The organism is Blastomonas sp., assembly GCF_041747255.1.
Taxonomy (GTDB): Bacteria; Pseudomonadota; Alphaproteobacteria; order Sphingomonadales; family Sphingomonadaceae; genus Blastomonas.
On sequence record NZ_JBGTFM010000098.1, the window covers coordinates 1 to 15,374 of the forward strand.

Here is a 15,374-nt window from a genome sequence, read left to right on the forward strand (position 1 = left end):
CAGCCGCGGCGCTGCCGGTGCTGGTGGTGCTGCTGATCGGCCGCGCGGGTGAGACCGTGCTGGGCGCGGCTACCCCGATTGTCGAGATGACCGGCCATCGCGCGTTACCGCTGGCCAACAGCATCGCCGGGCTGGCGGTTGCGGCGATTATCGGCACGCTTGCGGTGCCCGATCTTGGCGCGCTGGGCATGGCGCTGGCGGTGAGCGCGGGCGTGGTGGTAGCGAGCTGGTCAGCGGTGGCCGAGCTGTGGGTGGTCGAGGGGCTTGGCCCGTTCGATGCGTATTTCGTGCGTGCGCTGCTGATCGGCGTGGCAGGGCTGGGCGTATTCTGGGCGGCGGCATGGGCGCTCGCCGATCTGCCCGCAGTCGCCAGTGCCAGCGTCTATGCCGCGCTGGTGCTGCCCCTGATCTGGCTGGGGCTGAAGCTTGCGCTCGACCGCGACGACAAGCTGGCGCTGGGCGGCATCGGCCGACTGCTCAGGCTTTGACGCTGGCCCGCTGACTTCGCGTCGAGCGCACCAGCCGCGCGAGCAGACCGGGCAGGCCGCCGGGATAGCTTGCCTGATGATAGGCGGATGGTTCAGCCAGCGCAGCCGACAGGCGGCGATGCGCCTCACCCAAGGCATGATAGGGCAGGCCCGGCAGCAGATGATGCAGCGCGTGATAGCGCAGCCCAACCGGTGCCCACAGCGCGGGCAACAGCGCGGGCGGCGGCACGTTGACGCTGTCGAGATATTGCGCGGTGACGCTCATCACCTCGCCCTCGTTTTCCCACAGATGCGCCACCAAAGTGCGCACCTGATTGAGCACCATCACCGCAGAGGCAACACCCATGCCGATCAGAAAGGTGCGCAACGGCACGACGCCGGTCGCGACCAGCACGATCAGCGTGATCGCCCATACAGATGCTGCTGTTTCAAGCACCAGCCAGCGCCGCCGGGCTGCACCTTCGGGCATCGCACGACGGAACGCCGGGTTGATCACCAGCCCCGAATAACGCTCGACCACGATCCGGCGCAGCGCCGGGACGATTGCAGACAAGGGGCCAATCACACCATAGCGGACCAGCAGGCCGACCGGAGCCAGCGCCGATACCGCGACGAACAGCGGCACGGTCCACGGCTTCATCAGCGCGAGCGGCAGATATTCGGGGTCCTTGTCCGTACCATAGCGCGTGCGCGCATGGTGCAGGCTGTGGACGCCTTCATACATGAAGCTGGGCACTAGCATGGGAATGCCGATCAGCGCATTCCACCCGGCATTGAAGCCCGGCACGGCATCGGGCCGCAGATGCGTGAGTTCATGGATGAAACTGCCCGCGCGATAGAGCGCCAGCACCGCGACAGCTGCGCACACCAGCGCGGGCAGCAAAGCTTCAATCATGATCGCACCGGCGAGTGCACCATAGCCGATGGCAGCAGATGCCAGCAAATCGGCCCAATAAATGCGCGCATCGGGCGCGTTCAGGTCGCGCGTCATCTGCGCCGCAGTGCGGATCATCTGCGCGTCATCGGGCACATTGGGCGACACGCGCGGCAACACCGCTGTATCGGCGGCGCGGTGGGCGGGCTGTGCATAGGAAAACGAACTGGCCATAAACATCCTGAAAAAACTCTGGCCTGCTTTAGCCAGATCAACATGGCAGCAACATGGCAACATCATGCCGCGCCAAGGCTTGACAGGCCTTGCGCTTGCCCGACATGGCAGGACGGCGATGTGCCATAGCCCCCCGCAAGGATCGAAAAAGCGTTGTCAACCACCAATCAGGTAAGCGTCAGGCCAGTCAATAACAAGGCTGACCTCGCCGCGTTCATCGATGTCGCCTACCGATTGAACCGGGCCGATCCATGCTGGGTGCCGCCGCTGCGCAGCGAAATGCGCGAGATGTTCAACCCGGCCAAGAACCCGTTTTACCAGCACGCGACCGTCCAGCTTATGATCGCAGAACAGCACGGCAAGGTCGTCGGGCGGATCAGCGCGCATCTCGATCATTTGGCGCTCGCCCAGCCGCCCGAACAGGGCATGGGCCCGGGCACGGGCAACTGGGGCATGTTTGAGGCGGCCGACGCGGCGGTGGCGGCAGCGCTGATCGACGCGGCAGAAAGCTGGCTGCGCGCGCAAAATATGACCCGCGTGCTCGGCCCGCTCAGCCTCTCGGTCTGGGATGAACCCGGGTTGCTGGTCTCAGGCTTTGACACCCCGCCGACGGTGATGATGGGGCACAACAGCCCGCACTATCGTGGCTGGATCGAGCACGCCGGTTACACGCCCGCCAAACGGCTCGTTACCTATGATCTGGACATTGCCGGCGGCTTCCCGCCGTTGGTCGAGCGGATCGTGCAATCGGGCGAGCGTAACAAGCGCATCAACCTGCGCAGGGTCGACAAAAGCCGGTTCGATGACGAGGCGGCCATCATCCTTGCGATCCTCAACGATGCGTGGAGCCAGAACTGGGGCTTTGTGCCGATCACCGATGCCGAAGTCGCCTATATCGGCAAAAAACTGCGGCCGCTGGTGCGCGAAGAGATGATCATGATCGCCGAATATGATGACAAGCCGGTCGCCTTTTTGATGTCGCTGCCCAATCTCAACGAAGCACTCGCCCCGCTGGGCGGCAGGCTGCTGCCGTTTGGCTGGGCGAAGCTGCTGTGGTGGCTGCGCACGTGCCGCTCGCACACCGTGCGCGTACCGCTGATGGGGGTCCTGAAAAGCATCCAGAACACCCGGCTGGCGGGCCAGCTGACACTGATGATGGTGGAAACCGTGCGCCGCACAATCATCCCCAAATATGGCACGGTGCGTGGCGAGCTCGGCTGGGTGCTGGAGGACAATCAGGGCATGATTGCCATTGCCGATGCGATCGACAGCAAGATCAACCGCGAATATCTGATCTACGAAAAGGCGCTGTAACCCCCGAATGTGACCGGTGCATCGCCCGGTTGCCAGGGCGGCAGGCGCACCATCGCTGCGGCAAACAGCGGATCGGTAACATTGCGTTCAAGCCAGCGCTGCAGTTGTGGCAACGGCTGCGCGCGCCACCATGCGCTGTCGGTCGCGGCAAACTGGCGGACGAAGGGGAACAACGCCATGTCGCTGATCGTTCGTCGCGCGCCGCAGAGCCATTCGCTGCGCTGCAATCGTTGCTCCAGCGGCAGCAGAAGGTCGCACGCAGCGGTGCGGTGCTCGGCGGCATCGCTGGCATAACGGCCAGGGTATTTGTAGCGGTCAAGGTGATGCTTGAACGGCCCATCGTTGGTCGCAAGCAAGTGTTCGTCCTCGCCCGCCAGCCAGCGCTCTGGGTCATGGATCGACAAGGCCCAGCGCATGATGTCGATACTCTCGTCGATCACCATACCGTCAGGCGCTACCAGCACCGGCACCGTGCCCTTGGGCGATGCCATGAGCATGTCCGCAGGCTTGTCGCGCAGCGCCACCTCGCGCAGTTCGACCGTCTGGCCGCTCACCAGCAACGCCAGTCGCGCCCGCATGGCATAGGGGCAGCGACGAAAGCTGTAGAATATTGGTAGCGCGCTCAGGCGGCAAAGCCCTCGGCGATGGCGAGCATTGCGATCGCGGCTTTCGCCGCCTCGCCGCCTTTGTCCTTGTCGTCGCGGCGCGCACGCGCCAACGCCTGCGCCTCGTTCTCGACCGTCAATATGCCGTTGCCGATCGGCAGTCCGTCCAATGTCAGCGCCATGATGCCGCGCGCGCTTTCGGTCGAGACGATCTCAAAATGGTAGGTCTCGCCGCGAATCACGACGCCAAGCGCGACATAGCCTTCAAAGCGCCCGGTGTCGGACGCCATGGCGATTGCCGCAGGAATTTCGAGCGCGCCGGGCACGGTAAGCGTTTCATGGCTGTGCCCTGCAACCTCAAGCGCGGTGCGCGCGCCATCAAGCAGCAGATCGTTCAGATGCTCGTAGAAGCGCGCCTCGATGATCAGAAAATGCGCCATGGTGATACCCCGGGATGTTGGTGAAACAGTCGCTGAACGGAAAGGTCGGCTCAGCCCGCCGACCAGGCGGCGACATCGGCTGCGACCCGGTTGGCGGTGCGGTTGAGCGCTGCGCCGACGGTCACGGCATCGACCGCGCCGATCTGCTCGCTCGCCTCAAACCGCTGTTTGCGCAGCGGCGCGCCCGGATTGCGGACAACCGCATCGAAGCGCACCACGACCGCGCCCAGCCCCTGATCATAACCAAAGCGCAGCAATTGGCCCGACAGCATCATGCCCCGCTCGCTGCCGGTTTCCACCTGATCGAGCACCAGCCGCCCGCTTTTGGCGGCCAGCGTTTCGGCGAGCACGCCGCGAAACAGCCGCGCCGGCTTGTCCGCCCATACCGCATCGGCGACATAGGCCACCGCGCTGTCACTGATATGCACCGGTACCCGCACCTGATCGAGTGTGCGCTCGACCGTGGGTACCTCGACAATGATCGCATCCCTGACCGTCGACTGCGCCATGCTGCCCGCATTGGGCGCGGCATCAGCCGTCAGGGTGAGCAGTTGCGCCGGGGCCTTGCCGCCCAGACTGATGCAGCCGCCAAGCGACAGCACCGCCGCGCCGCTGGCGATCAGGGCAACGAGCGTGCGGCGCATTTGGGATGTCGGATGGTGGCTCATCATTTCATTTCCCGCCAGATTTCGGTTTATAGTCAGGCAGCGGCGGCGCGCCGATCAACCCCGTTGCGCCTTCCTGATCGATCTTTTCGGTGATCGACGACAGCGCCCTCGCGGTGACGCGCAAATCGCGCACCAAAGCCTCGGTCTCGGGCAGGGTGGTTTCTGAAAATTGCTTGAACCCCGGCTTGGCATCATCGAGCGCGCCCGACAGCTTTTCGACACCCTTGCTGACCTCGGCCAGCGTTGCCGAGAGCTGCTTGGCCAGCGGACGGCCTTCAGAATCGAGCACGCCCTGCACCGATTGCGCGGTGTTGCCCAGTTGCTCGGCGGCGACCCCGGTCTTGGCCAAAGTAGTACGCAGTTCAAGCAGCGTCTGGCGCAGCTCGGGCTCCTGATTGGCCAGCGCCCCGGTGAGGCGGCCTGAGTTTTGCAGCAAAACGGTGATCGCCGCCTGATTTTCCTCAGACATCACCTGGGTAAAGCGTTCGGTCAGCGTCGCCAGCCGTTCAAGCAGCAGCGGCGCGTTGTTGAGCAGTTCGCCCAGCGCCCCTGGCTTGGTTGGGATCACCGGAACCCCTTCGGGGCCGATAGCGGTGATTGCGGGGGCGCCTTGCCGGGCGCCATCAAGCTGGATCTGCGACACCCCGGTAAAGCCGACGCCCTGAATGGTCGCGGTGGTGCCCTCGAGCACCGGCGCGCTGCGGTCCACCTCGATGCGCACGCGGACAAACTGCGGGTCCTTGTCCCACAGCGCAATTTCGGTCACCTGGCCTGCTGGTACGCCCGAATAAACAACGACCGATCCGCGCGCGATGCCGTTGACCGATGTCTTGAAGAATATATCATAACGGCCGCGGTCGGTGTCACCCAGTCCCGCTAGCCAGATCACAAAAGCGGCCACGCCGGCCAGCAGCACCATGGTGACGATTCCCACCCAGACATGATTGGCGCGTGTTTCCATGGTCGTGCGTTATGCCCCTGATCTTTCAATGCTGTCCACCGCCAACTGCAGGCGGCATATTGCCCCGCATATCATGATACTACCCCGCTGGCGTCAGCCGGTTGCCGCGCGCCGGATGCGGCGCGGCCGCGTGGTCCGTTAAAATACTCCTGAATCCAAGGGTGATCGGTTGCCAGCAGTTCCGGAATCGTGCCGATGGCGATGACCTTGCCATCTGCAAGCACGGCCACCCGGTCACAGATCGCGTGCAGCGTATCAAGGTCATGCGTGATCAGGAACACTGTAAGCCCAAGCGTGCGCTGCAGCTCCAACGTCAGTTCGTCCAAGCGCGCTGCGCCGATGGGGTCGAGCCCGGCGGTTGGTTCGTCAAGAAACAGCAGATCGGGGTCGAGCGCCAGCGCGCGCGCCACACCGGCGCGTTTCTTCATGCCCCCCGACAGCTCGGATGGAAATTTGTCAGCGGCATCGGCGGGAAGGCCGCTCAGCGCAATCTTGTAGAGCGCGATTTCGCGGCGCAACGCGCGCTTGATGCCCGGATAGAATTCGGCGAGCGGTACCATGACGTTTTCGGCCACGGTCAGCGTTGAAAACAGCGCACCGCCCTGAAACAATACGCCCCAGCGGCTGCGGATGCCGACATTCTCTTCCTCCTTGTCGAGGATCGATTCGCCGAGCACCTCGATGCTGCCCTCATCGGGGGTCTGCAGGCCGATGATCGAGCGCATTAGCACCGATTTGCCGGTGCCCGATCCGCCGACCACGCCCAGAATCTCGCCGCTGCGCACATCAAGCGCGAGGTCTTCATGCACCACATCGTCGCCAAAGCTGTTGCGCAGACCGGCAACGCGGATGGCGAATTCGAATTTTTTGTCGATTGCGCCGCTCATCCCCAGCCGATCTCTGTAAAGAAGATTGCGAAGAACGCGTCGAGTACGATGACCATGAAAATTGCCTGCACCACTGCGGCGGTGGTGCGCGCACCGACCTCTTCAGCATTGCCGCGCACCTGCATGCCCTGATAGCAGCCAGCCAGCGCGATGATCATGCCGAACACCGGTGCCTTGATCATACCGACATAAAAGTCATGGATCGGCACGACCTCCTGAATCCGCACGATGAAGGTCGCTGGCGGAATTTCAAGCACGATCCAGCTGAGGAACGCGCCGCCGACCAGCGCCATCATCATCGCGTAAAAGCCCAGCAGCGGCATCATCAACACGGCTGCGGCGACGCGGGGCAGCACCAGCGCCTCAATCGGGGAGACGCCGATGGTGCGCATCGCATCAATCTCTTCAGTGAGCTTCATCGTACCAATTTGCGCGGCAAAGGCTGAGCCCGAGCGCCCGGCGACCATGATCGCGGTCATCAGCACGCCCAGTTCGCGCAGCGTCAGCCGCCCGACCAGATTGACAGTGAACACCTCCGCGCCAAACTGACGCAGCTGCACCGCGCCCTGCTGCGCGATCACAATGCCGATCAGGAAGCTCATCAGCCCGACGATGCCCAGCGCCGATGCGCCGACCAGCTCAAAATGTCGTATCGTTGCGGCCAATCGGAAACGGCCCGGATGCCGGATCACGCCGCCGATGGCCCGCACGATGCTGCCGAAAAAGCTGATCATGCCAAGCGCGCTGATGCCCGCCATGATCACACCCTTGCCGGTTTCATCAAGGATACGGATCACAGCAGACTGGCGGGGCGGTGGCTCCAGCGGCCCCGGATCAGCGCGGCCCACGGCCTCGATCAGCCGTTCGGCGATATCGCCGGCGTTGATGATCTTGGCTTTCTCGTCGCGCGCGAGCCGATGCACAATCCACGCACCAACCGTATCGATATGGCTGACGTCAGCCAGATCAATCGCAGCGATGGTTTCATTGGTCTGTTGCAGGCGTTCGGGCAGATGACCGATGGTGGCAATGTTGAGATCGCCGATGAAGCGCAGCACCGCGCTGCCGTCATCGCGCGTTTCAATGGTAAAATCGGCTGGAGCACCCATAGCGCGGGCATCATTGGGCGATAAGCGGCGCAATCACAAGCATCTTGGCGCATATCCTGTCGGAGGCGCTGCGACCATGCGGCGCTTGTCAGCTATGCTACAGGATGCAATGGGGCAGACGTGACGACCAGAATAGCCATCTATGATTTGGACAAGACGATCACGGTACGGCCGACCTATGCCGCGTTTCTGGTCTTTGCCGCATTGCGATTGTCGCCATGGCGGTTGCCGCTGCTGCCGCTGTCGGCGTTGGCCGGGCTTGGCTACCTTGCCAAAATGCTGGATCGCAAGGCGCTCAAACAATTGAACCTGCGGTTGCTGCTGGGTGCGCCCCGGCAGACCGCGCTTGGGCCGCTGGCGCGCGCCTATGCGCGACAGGTCGTTGCGCGCAACACAAGGCCCGGCGCGCTGGCGCAGATCGCCGCAGACAGCGCGGCAGGCTATCGCATCGTCATCGCCAGCGCCTCGTTTCGCCTGTATGTTGATGCCATCGCCCGCGCGCTTGATATCGCCGATGTGATCGCGACAGACCTGCGTATCGGGAATGGGCGGGTGCAGCCGCGCATCGACGGGGACAATTGCTACGGCGCGGCCAAGGCGGCGTATATTGCGGCGTGGCTGACCCGCAATGGCATCGATCGTGCGGCCTGCCATATTCGCTGCTATTCTGACCATGTCTCGGATGCGCCGATGCTGGCCATGGCCGACGAGGCGTTTGCCACCAATGCGGACCCTGCTTTGCGCGCTGTGGCAGCAGGCAACGGCTGGACCATCGTCGATTGGCCCGCAGCGACAACGACTTAAGACCGCGTCAATCCCAAGCGCACCACCTCTGCCTCCATGCGGTTGACCAGCGAATCAGACAACAGGAACCGCTCCAGCACCGCCCGCGCCGACGCGTCGCGCTGGATGTTCACAACCGCAACCAGTTCCCGCCACAGGGCGCGCGCTTCATCATCGCGCCCGTTGGCGGCAAGCGCCAGCGCCTTGCCGAGCAGGAACTGCGGCTGTGTTCCGATGCTGGCAGAATGAGCCTGGTTGGCCATGGTCAGCGCCTCGGCAGGGCGATCTGTCAGCAGCAGCACCGAAATCAGGCTGGCGACCTGCAGGCCATTGGTGTCGCTTTCCAGCGCCATCGACCGGGTGAGCAACGGTTCGGCGCCCGCATAATCGCCGCATGACAGCAGGAACACGCCGGCAAGCCCCACGGTATCGGGATCAAGTGGATTGGCCTCAGCCGCGCTGCGGGCAAAAACGAGCGCGCGCGGACAATTGCCCCGCGCCAGCGCCGAGCGCGCGACCGCGATCTGCGCGAGCGAGGAGTTGCGCCCGTATAATAACGCCTGCTCGGCGAATCTGCGCCCTTCCTGGCTGGGTGCGAGCGGCGATGCGGAGGCTCCCTTGCCCATGGTCGGTCGCGACAGGGTCAGAAAAGACAGCGCCTGTAATACAAGCGGTTCGTTGGGATAGGCCGCAAGCGTCGCCTTGAGACACGATTCGAGCGGCGCGCGCATGGTGGCATCACGACGCCGCCGATAGACATCATATTGGGCAAGGCATGGATAGCCAGTTGCAAAACTGTCGCCAACCAGCCGTAACTGGTGCTCGGCGACAACCCCGCTGGACCTAGCAATCTGGGAAATGGCATCGCCGATTGCGGTGTCAGACGCATCGGCCATCGTGATGGTCCGGGACCATAATGTGGTGCCGCTGACCGGATGCCGAAGCACCAACGACACTGCGGTCCCGCGCGCATTCCTGTCCGGACGGATCACCAGTTGATAATCGCTTGGCATTGGGTCTGGATTGCTGCCAGTACGTTCGGGAAATGAAACCGCCAGCGTGTCAAAGCGCTGGAGCTGCATTTCAACCTCCTGCGCGGTAGCCTTCAACGACGCAGGATCAGCGCTGCCACCCGAATCAACATTGATGGTGATGTGTGGCATCAGCCGCTGGAGACCATAGCCTGCCTGACGCACCGGGCGATCAGCGGGAACGGCATATGTCCAAATGGCATAGGCCAGCGCCAGCAGCGCGAGACTGGCCGCTGCCCAGGCGATCCACGGCCGATCCACGCGAGCGGGCACCGCGTATTCCGGAGGGACAGCGGGCGCGACAACCGGTGCCGGATCGATGGGAAGCAATGGTTCTGGTGCTGCCGGGACGGGTATCATCGGCATCTCCGCCGCAGCCGACGCGCTTTCGGCAGGACGCGCCACGACGGTGACCAGCTGCACGCTGTACTTGCCGAGCGGGATCATCAGGCGACGATGGCCAGTTTCAGCGCGCGGCGGGTGCGATGCGTAATGCAGATCGAGCATCTTGCGCAGACGCCCGACCTGCACACGCGGATAGCTGTCGCTTTGCGGGTCAAAGCTCTCGTCGCGGCCAAGGCCATCGACCGCGATCTGATAAGCCTTGAGCCGGTCGCCCTCGCCCGACAGGGTCCTGGAGACGAGATAGTCGAGCAGGCGGCGCAACACCGGAGATCGCTTGAAGGCGGCTGATTGCGCGATATGCGCCGCCTCTGATCTCATCACACTGTCGTCGTCATGCGCAGTCACGACCTTTGGTACCTCGCCCACCCAAACCTGCCGTTTGCAGTCTGGGCTCCGTATTGCATCAGCTTCGTCACATGAAAGTCATGATGTTACATTCCCGCTTTCGAACGCGCAATTGTAACGCTTAGCGGATTCATACGGCGTTTCAAAGTGTTGGTGTGTAACGGTAACATGATGTGCGGGATGACGGTGCGATGCCGGAAAGGCGCAGCAAAACCAGCAATCACGCACGATCGCACGCTAGCGTCGAGTTGGGGCTTGGAACGCGGCGCGATCAACCCTATCGCGGATACGATGCAGTCATTCCACACGACCACCCAGGCAGCGCTGGGCAAAGCACCAGCGATGCGCGCCATTCTGGCCCGCTTCCTTCCGTATCTGTGGCCCGCAGGCCGCGCGGATCTGAAGCTGCGGATCATGGTTGCGCTGCTGATGGTGCTGGGGGGCAAGGCCGCGATCCTCTCGATGCCCTTTGCCTACAAGGCCGCGATCGACAGCATGACCATTGATGGCGCGGCCACCGCGACGGTGGCGATCACCATGGTCATCGCTTATGGCGCGGCGCGGCTGGGATCGGTGGTGTTCGACAATCTGCGCAATGTCGCCTTTGAACGCGTCGGCCAGGATGCGACCCGGGCGCTCGCGGAAAACGTGTTCGTGCAGCTGCACCGCCTGTCGCTGCGCTTTCACCTGGCGCGGCGCACTGGTGAGGTCACCAAGGTGATTGAGCGCGGCACCAAGAGCATCGATGTGATGCTCTATTTCCTGCTGTTCAACATCGCGCCGACGGTGCTTGAGCTGGCGGCGGTGCTGATCATCTTCTGGATCAATTTCGGCATCGGGCTGGTGCTGGCGACGGTGGCAATGGTGGTGCTGTATATCGGCTTCACCCGGGTGATCACCGACTGGCGCAACCACCTGCGCGAAAAGATGAACGATCTTGATGGCAAGCAGCTCGCCCGCGCGGTCGATTCGCTGCTGAATTACGAGACGGTCAAATATTTCACCGCCGAAGAGCGCGAGGCACGGCGTTACGGCCAGGCGGCGCGCACCTATGCCGAGGCAGCGGTCAAATCCGAAAACTCGCTCGCGCTGTTGAATGTCGGCCAGTCGCTGATCACCAACACGATGCTGGCGGGGGCGATGGCGTTCACCATCTGGGGCTGGAGCGAAGGGCGGTTCACCGTGGGCGATCTGGTGTTGGTCAACACCTTGTTGATGCAGCTGTTCCGCCCGCTCGACCTGCTTGGCATGGTCTATCGCACCATCCGCCAGGGGCTGGTCGATATGGCCGCGATGTTCGACCTGATCGATACGCCTGCAGAAATTGTCGACCGGCCGGGCGCACCTGCACTCAACATCGCCGAGCCGTCGGTCGCGTTCGAGAACGTCGATTTTGGCTATGATTCCGACCGGCAGATCCTGCACAGGCTTAGTTTCCGGGTCGAGCCGGGTCAGACGCTCGCCATCGTCGGGCCATCGGGCGCGGGCAAATCGACCATCGCGCGGTTGCTGTTCCGCTTTTACGACCCGCAAGCCGGGCGCATCTGCATCGGCGGGCAGGATATCACCCACGTTCGCCAAGCCTCGCTGCGCGCCGCGATCGGTATCGTGCCGCAGGATACGGTGCTGTTCAACGACACCATCGGCTATAACATCGGCTATGGCCGCGAGGGTGCGTCGATGGTAGATATTGTGCGCGCCGCGCATGGCGCCGCCATCGGCAGCTTTATCGAATCGTTGCCCAAAGGCTATGAGACCGAGGTCGGCGAGCGCGGGCTCAAGCTGTCGGGCGGCGAGAAGCAACGCGTCGCGATTGCCCGCACGTTGCTCAAAAACCCGCCGCTGACGATCTTCGACGAGGCGACATCGGCGCTCGACAGCGCCACCGAGGCAGACATCCTGACCACGCTCAGGTCGCTGTCACAAGGCCGCACGACGCTGATCATCGCACACCGCTTGTCCACCGTCACGCATGCCGATAGGATCATCGTGCTCGATCAGGGCAGCGTCGCCGAAACCGGATCACACCGTGCTCTGCTGAAGGCTGATGGCTTGTATGCCGCGATGTGGCAGCGGCAGGCGCAGGAGCGCGAAAAGGAGACTGAAGCGCTATGAGCTATCGTTTGATGATCATGATGCTGCCGCTGGCGCTCACCACAGCGTGCGAGGAGCGCAGCCAGTCTGAAAAATCGCCCGTCCAGATGCCGCCAATTCTGGCCTCACAGAAAGCAGACCCAATGTTCACAGCTCTGACCGACACCGTCCAAGTTGCCCCGCAGATCACCGTCGATCAGGTGGCGGCGGCCAAGGCGCAAGGGGTGACGATGATCATCAACAATCGCCCCGATGGCGAGGACCCGGCCGCGCCGCAAGGCGATGCGATCGCCGCTGCCGCCGCCGCAGCGGGGATCGATTATGTTGCCATCCCAATCACCCATGCCGGATTTTCCGCGCCGCAGGTCGATGCAATGATCACTGCGCTGGCCAAGGCGCAAGGCGATGGCGGCAAGGTGCTCGCCTATTGCCGATCGGGCACCCGCTCGACCCTGTTGTGGTCGCTGGCACAGGCAAAACAGGGCGAAAGCCCCGCCGGGCTAACACAGGTCGCAGCAAATGCCGGCTATGACCTGGCGCCCATCCGCCCGATGCTTGACGCGCTGGCGGGCAAGACCGAGTAGACGGTCGACCTCTGCGCTCCCGACCTCCGCTTAGCCTGAGCGTGTCGAAGGCCGCGCGCCCACGCTAACGATTCCCCAAGGCCTTCGACGAGCTCGGGCTGAGCGGGGTAGGCCATGTTGGTCCGAACGGCGTGAAGACGGGCGCACTGCCCCCTCAGCCCGTCGGCCCAAACACCTTGGCGTTGCCGGCTGGCTTGCGCTCCTTGTCGCTGGCGACGATTTCATCAAGGATCGCCGTGCTGCGAAAATCCCCGCTGGCGTAATCGCGCGCGGACTGCCCTGCGAGCGTATCCTGCTTGTCCGGGTTTGCGCCGTTTTTCAGCAGCAGCCGCACCATCGCCAGATCGCGCAGCTGCACCGCGCGGATCAGCGCGGTTTCGCCCGAGCTGTTGGTTTCATCAACGCGTGCCTTGCGGCTGAGCAGCACTTCGGCGCCTTCAACAAAGCGCAGGCTGGTCGCCACCATCAACGGCGTGATGCCATTGTTGTCGCGTGCATTGGGGTTGGCACCACGCTGCAGCAGAAATCCCATCCAGGTGGCATCGCGGCGCTGGGTGACGATGTGCAGCGCGGTCTCGCCCGTGGTGATATCACGGGTGTTGACGATGGTGCTGCCCGGCGCGTTGAGCAACTGCGTCGCCTTGTCGCCATCGCGATCGCGCACCGCTTTCAGGAAGTTATAGCTGTCTGAAAATTGCGCGGTTGCGGCCATCGGTGTGATCAGCGCAATGGCAAGCATGGCCAATGCGATGGAACGGAAAAAAGCGTTGATGCGGGCGTTCACCTGAAAGTCCTTATTCGCATGGGGTGCGGGCACATCGTGCCGCGTGGATTGATCAAGCCCCCTTGAAACCGGGTGCATAGCAGAGCATTGACGAGCCTGTCATGAACAAATCCTTTCCACGTCTCGCCGCGATGGCGCTCGCGCTGTCGCTCACCGCCTGTTCGGCCAATGCGCCAAAGCCAGAGGCACCGCTGGAAGGCGCACGCATCGGCGGCGGCTTCACGCTGATCGATCAGGATGGCAAAACGGTGAAGGACACCGATTTTGCGGGCAAGCACCGCATCATCTATTTCGGCTACAGCTATTGCCCCGATGTCTGCCCGATTGACCTGCAGAAAATCGCGCAAGGCTTTGCCCTGTTCGAAAAGCAGCAGCCCGAGCGGGCAAAAGCAATCCAGCCGATCTTCATCAGCATTGATCCTGAGCGCGACACGCCTGAGGTGATCAAGCAATATGTCGCCGCGTTCCACCCGCGGCTGATTGGCCTTACCGGCACGCTCGAGCAGATCAAGGCGGTGGCCGACGCCTATGTCGTGGTGTTCGCCAAGCAGCAGGGCGAGGGCAGTGAAGGCGGCGGCTATCTGGTCGATCACTCACGCCAGGCCTATCTGATGGGCCCCAAGGGCGAACCGGTTGCGCTTTTGCCCTATGACGAATCGCCTGAGGCCATCGCGGCCGAAATCGACAAATGGACAGCATAGACTTTTGGGACCGCCCGCTGGCGAGCCTCGACCGCGCGCAGTGGGAGGCGTTGTGCGATGGCTGCGGCAAATGCTGCCTGCACAAGGTCGAGGATGAAGACACCGGGCGCATCTATCCCACCAACATCGCCTGCCGCCTGCTCGACACCAATTCGGCCACCTGCCTCGGCTACAGCCACCGCAAGGCGCTTGTCCCCGATTGCGTCAAGCTGACACGCGCCAACCTGGAGAAAATCCCCTGGCTGCCGACCAGCTGCGCCTATCTGCTGCGTGCCGAGGGCAAGCCGCTACCCGACTGGCACCACTTGCGCACCGGCGACCATAGCGCGATGCATGCGGGCGGCCATTCGGTGGTGGGCCGGGTGATATCAGAGATCTATGCCGGGCCGATCGAGCAGCATATCGTCGAGCACGAGATCTGATGGGGGCGCTCGCCACCCTCACCCTTCCGGCGCTCCGCGCCTCCCTCCCTCTCCCACCGGGAGATGGAAGGGGCCCACGCCGCGAAGCGGTGTGGGAAGGGTGAGGGCGACCAATGGCCAGATCCCCCCTTACCCGCCTGTTTACCCGTAACCCGCCGCCGCGCGCTGAAACCCCGCAGCGCATCACCATCGGCACCCACGATTACGCGTTGATCATCCGGCGGCACGCGCGCGCACGCAACATCAAGCTGCGCACCGATCCTGCCAAGGGCGCGCTGCTGATCACCCTGCCCGGCAATGCGCGACTGGGCGAGGCCATTGCCTTCGCCCGCGCACAGGCTGACTGGATCGCGGCGAGCTTTGCCAAGGCGGGCACGGCGGTGGCAATTGTCGATGGCGCGACTATCCCATATCGCGGGGCCGATCATCGTATCGCTTGGGGCGCGGGCCACGGACGCAAGGTCGTCGCCAGCGACGGCGTCATCCAGCTGGGCGGCGCGCCCGACATGATCGAGCCGCGAATGATCCGCTGGCTGAAGGCCGAGGCCAGGCGGCTGTGCTCCGTCGACCTTGCCGACTATAGCGCGCGCGCAGGCGTTCCCGTGCCAGCCCTCGCGATCAGCAACGCCGCGCGCCGCTGGGGCA

At 63.5% G+C, this 15,374-nt stretch carries 17 protein-coding genes; 8 read left to right on the top strand and 9 right to left on the bottom strand.

The window, feature by feature from the left end; genetic code table 11:
• A partial coding sequence (locus ACEW8G_RS03220; protein WP_373487005.1) for a hypothetical protein occupies positions 1 to 488 on the top strand: 488 nt, incomplete at its 5' end.
• Here ACEW8G_RS03220 and ACEW8G_RS03225 read toward each other — a convergent pair.
• On the bottom strand, positions 478 to 1,596 hold the full coding sequence (locus ACEW8G_RS03225; RefSeq protein ID WP_373487006.1) for a fatty acid desaturase: 1,119 nt from the start codon (positions 1,594 to 1,596) through the stop codon (positions 478 to 480). The genes ACEW8G_RS03220 and ACEW8G_RS03225 overlap by 11 nt on opposite strands.
• A gap of 153 nt (positions 1,597 to 1,749) precedes the next feature.
• On the opposite strand from ACEW8G_RS03225, the gene ACEW8G_RS03230 reads away from it, so the two are divergent.
• Positions 1,750 to 2,910, top strand: a complete 1,161-nt coding sequence (locus ACEW8G_RS03230) for an N-acetyltransferase (RefSeq protein ID WP_373487007.1) — start codon at positions 1,750 to 1,752, stop codon at positions 2,908 to 2,910.
• On the opposite strand, the gene ACEW8G_RS03235 is transcribed toward ACEW8G_RS03230, so the two are convergent.
• The 6 genes from ACEW8G_RS03235 to ACEW8G_RS03260 all read right to left on the bottom strand — a co-directional run bounded on the left by ACEW8G_RS03235 (position 2,892) and on the right by ACEW8G_RS03260 (position 7,580).
• Positions 2,892 to 3,536: a glutathione S-transferase gene (locus ACEW8G_RS03235; protein WP_373487017.1), complete on the bottom strand. Its 645-nt coding sequence runs from the start codon at positions 3,534 to 3,536 to the stop codon at positions 2,892 to 2,894. The genes ACEW8G_RS03230 and ACEW8G_RS03235 overlap by 19 nt on opposite strands.
• Positions 3,533 to 3,955 (bottom strand): 6,7-dimethyl-8-ribityllumazine synthase, encoded by a 423-nt coding sequence (ribH, locus tag ACEW8G_RS03240; protein ID WP_373487008.1) that lies wholly within the window; start codon positions 3,953 to 3,955, stop codon positions 3,533 to 3,535. The genes ACEW8G_RS03235 and ribH overlap by 4 nt, the downstream gene beginning before the upstream one ends.
• A gap of 50 nt (positions 3,956 to 4,005) precedes the next feature.
• Positions 4,006 to 4,623: an ABC-type transport auxiliary lipoprotein family protein gene (locus tag ACEW8G_RS03245; RefSeq protein WP_373487009.1), complete on the bottom strand. Its 618-nt coding sequence runs from the start codon at positions 4,621 to 4,623 to the stop codon at positions 4,006 to 4,008.
• Positions 4,624 to 4,627: 4 nt separating this feature from the next.
• Entirely contained in the window at positions 4,628 to 5,584 is a 957-nt protein-coding gene (locus ACEW8G_RS03250) for an MlaD family protein (protein WP_373487010.1), read from the bottom strand.
• A 71-nt stretch (positions 5,585 to 5,655) separates the two neighbouring features.
• On the bottom strand, positions 5,656 to 6,471 hold the full coding sequence (locus ACEW8G_RS03255; RefSeq protein ID WP_373487011.1) for an ABC transporter ATP-binding protein: 816 nt from the start codon (positions 6,469 to 6,471) through the stop codon (positions 5,656 to 5,658).
• Positions 6,468 to 7,580 (bottom strand): MlaE family lipid ABC transporter permease subunit, encoded by a 1,113-nt coding sequence (locus ACEW8G_RS03260; protein ID WP_373487018.1) that lies wholly within the window; start codon positions 7,578 to 7,580, stop codon positions 6,468 to 6,470. The genes ACEW8G_RS03255 and ACEW8G_RS03260 overlap by 4 nt, the downstream gene beginning before the upstream one ends.
• A gap of 120 nt (positions 7,581 to 7,700) precedes the next feature.
• Between ACEW8G_RS03260 and ACEW8G_RS03265 the strand changes: the two genes are divergently transcribed.
• Complete coding sequence (locus ACEW8G_RS03265) at positions 7,701 to 8,384, top strand: HAD family hydrolase (protein WP_373487012.1); 684 nt, start codon at positions 7,701 to 7,703, stop codon at positions 8,382 to 8,384.
• On the opposite strand, the gene ACEW8G_RS03270 is transcribed toward ACEW8G_RS03265, so the two are convergent.
• On the bottom strand, positions 8,381 to 10,165 hold the full coding sequence (locus ACEW8G_RS03270; protein ID WP_373487013.1) for a tetratricopeptide repeat protein: 1,785 nt from the start codon (positions 10,163 to 10,165) through the stop codon (positions 8,381 to 8,383). The genes ACEW8G_RS03265 and ACEW8G_RS03270 overlap by 4 nt on opposite strands.
• A gap of 321 nt (positions 10,166 to 10,486) precedes the next feature.
• Between ACEW8G_RS03270 and ACEW8G_RS03275 the strand changes: the two genes are divergently transcribed.
• Positions 10,487 to 12,259, top strand: coding sequence for an ABC transporter ATP-binding protein/permease (locus tag ACEW8G_RS03275; RefSeq protein ID WP_373487019.1), 1,773 nt, complete (start codon positions 10,487 to 10,489; stop codon positions 12,257 to 12,259).
• 122 nt (positions 12,260 to 12,381) lie between these two features.
• On the top strand, positions 12,382 to 12,822 hold the full coding sequence (locus ACEW8G_RS03280) for a TIGR01244 family sulfur transferase (RefSeq protein WP_373487020.1): 441 nt from the start codon (positions 12,382 to 12,384) through the stop codon (positions 12,820 to 12,822).
• 154 nt (positions 12,823 to 12,976) lie between these two features.
• Here ACEW8G_RS03280 and ACEW8G_RS03285 read toward each other — a convergent pair whose 3' ends face one another.
• Positions 12,977 to 13,561 (bottom strand): ankyrin repeat domain-containing protein, encoded by a 585-nt coding sequence (locus tag ACEW8G_RS03285; RefSeq protein WP_373487021.1) that lies wholly within the window; start codon positions 13,559 to 13,561, stop codon positions 12,977 to 12,979.
• Between the two features lie 146 nt (positions 13,562 to 13,707).
• Here ACEW8G_RS03285 and ACEW8G_RS03290 point away from each other — a divergent pair, with 146 nt between their 5' ends.
• The 3 genes from ACEW8G_RS03290 to ACEW8G_RS03300 form a co-directional block, all read left to right on the top strand.
• Positions 13,708 to 14,307 carry an SCO family protein gene (locus tag ACEW8G_RS03290; protein ID WP_373487014.1) on the top strand — a complete coding sequence of 200 codons (600 nt, stop codon included), beginning with the start codon at positions 13,708 to 13,710 and terminating at the stop codon, positions 14,305 to 14,307.
• Positions 14,295 to 14,729, top strand: a complete 435-nt coding sequence (locus ACEW8G_RS03295) for a YcgN family cysteine cluster protein (protein ID WP_373487015.1) — start codon at positions 14,295 to 14,297, stop codon at positions 14,727 to 14,729. The genes ACEW8G_RS03290 and ACEW8G_RS03295 overlap by 13 nt, the downstream gene beginning before the upstream one ends.
• 113 nt (positions 14,730 to 14,842) lie before the next feature.
• A partial coding sequence (locus ACEW8G_RS03300; RefSeq protein WP_373487016.1) for a M48 family metallopeptidase occupies positions 14,843 to 15,374 on the top strand: 532 nt, incomplete at its 3' end.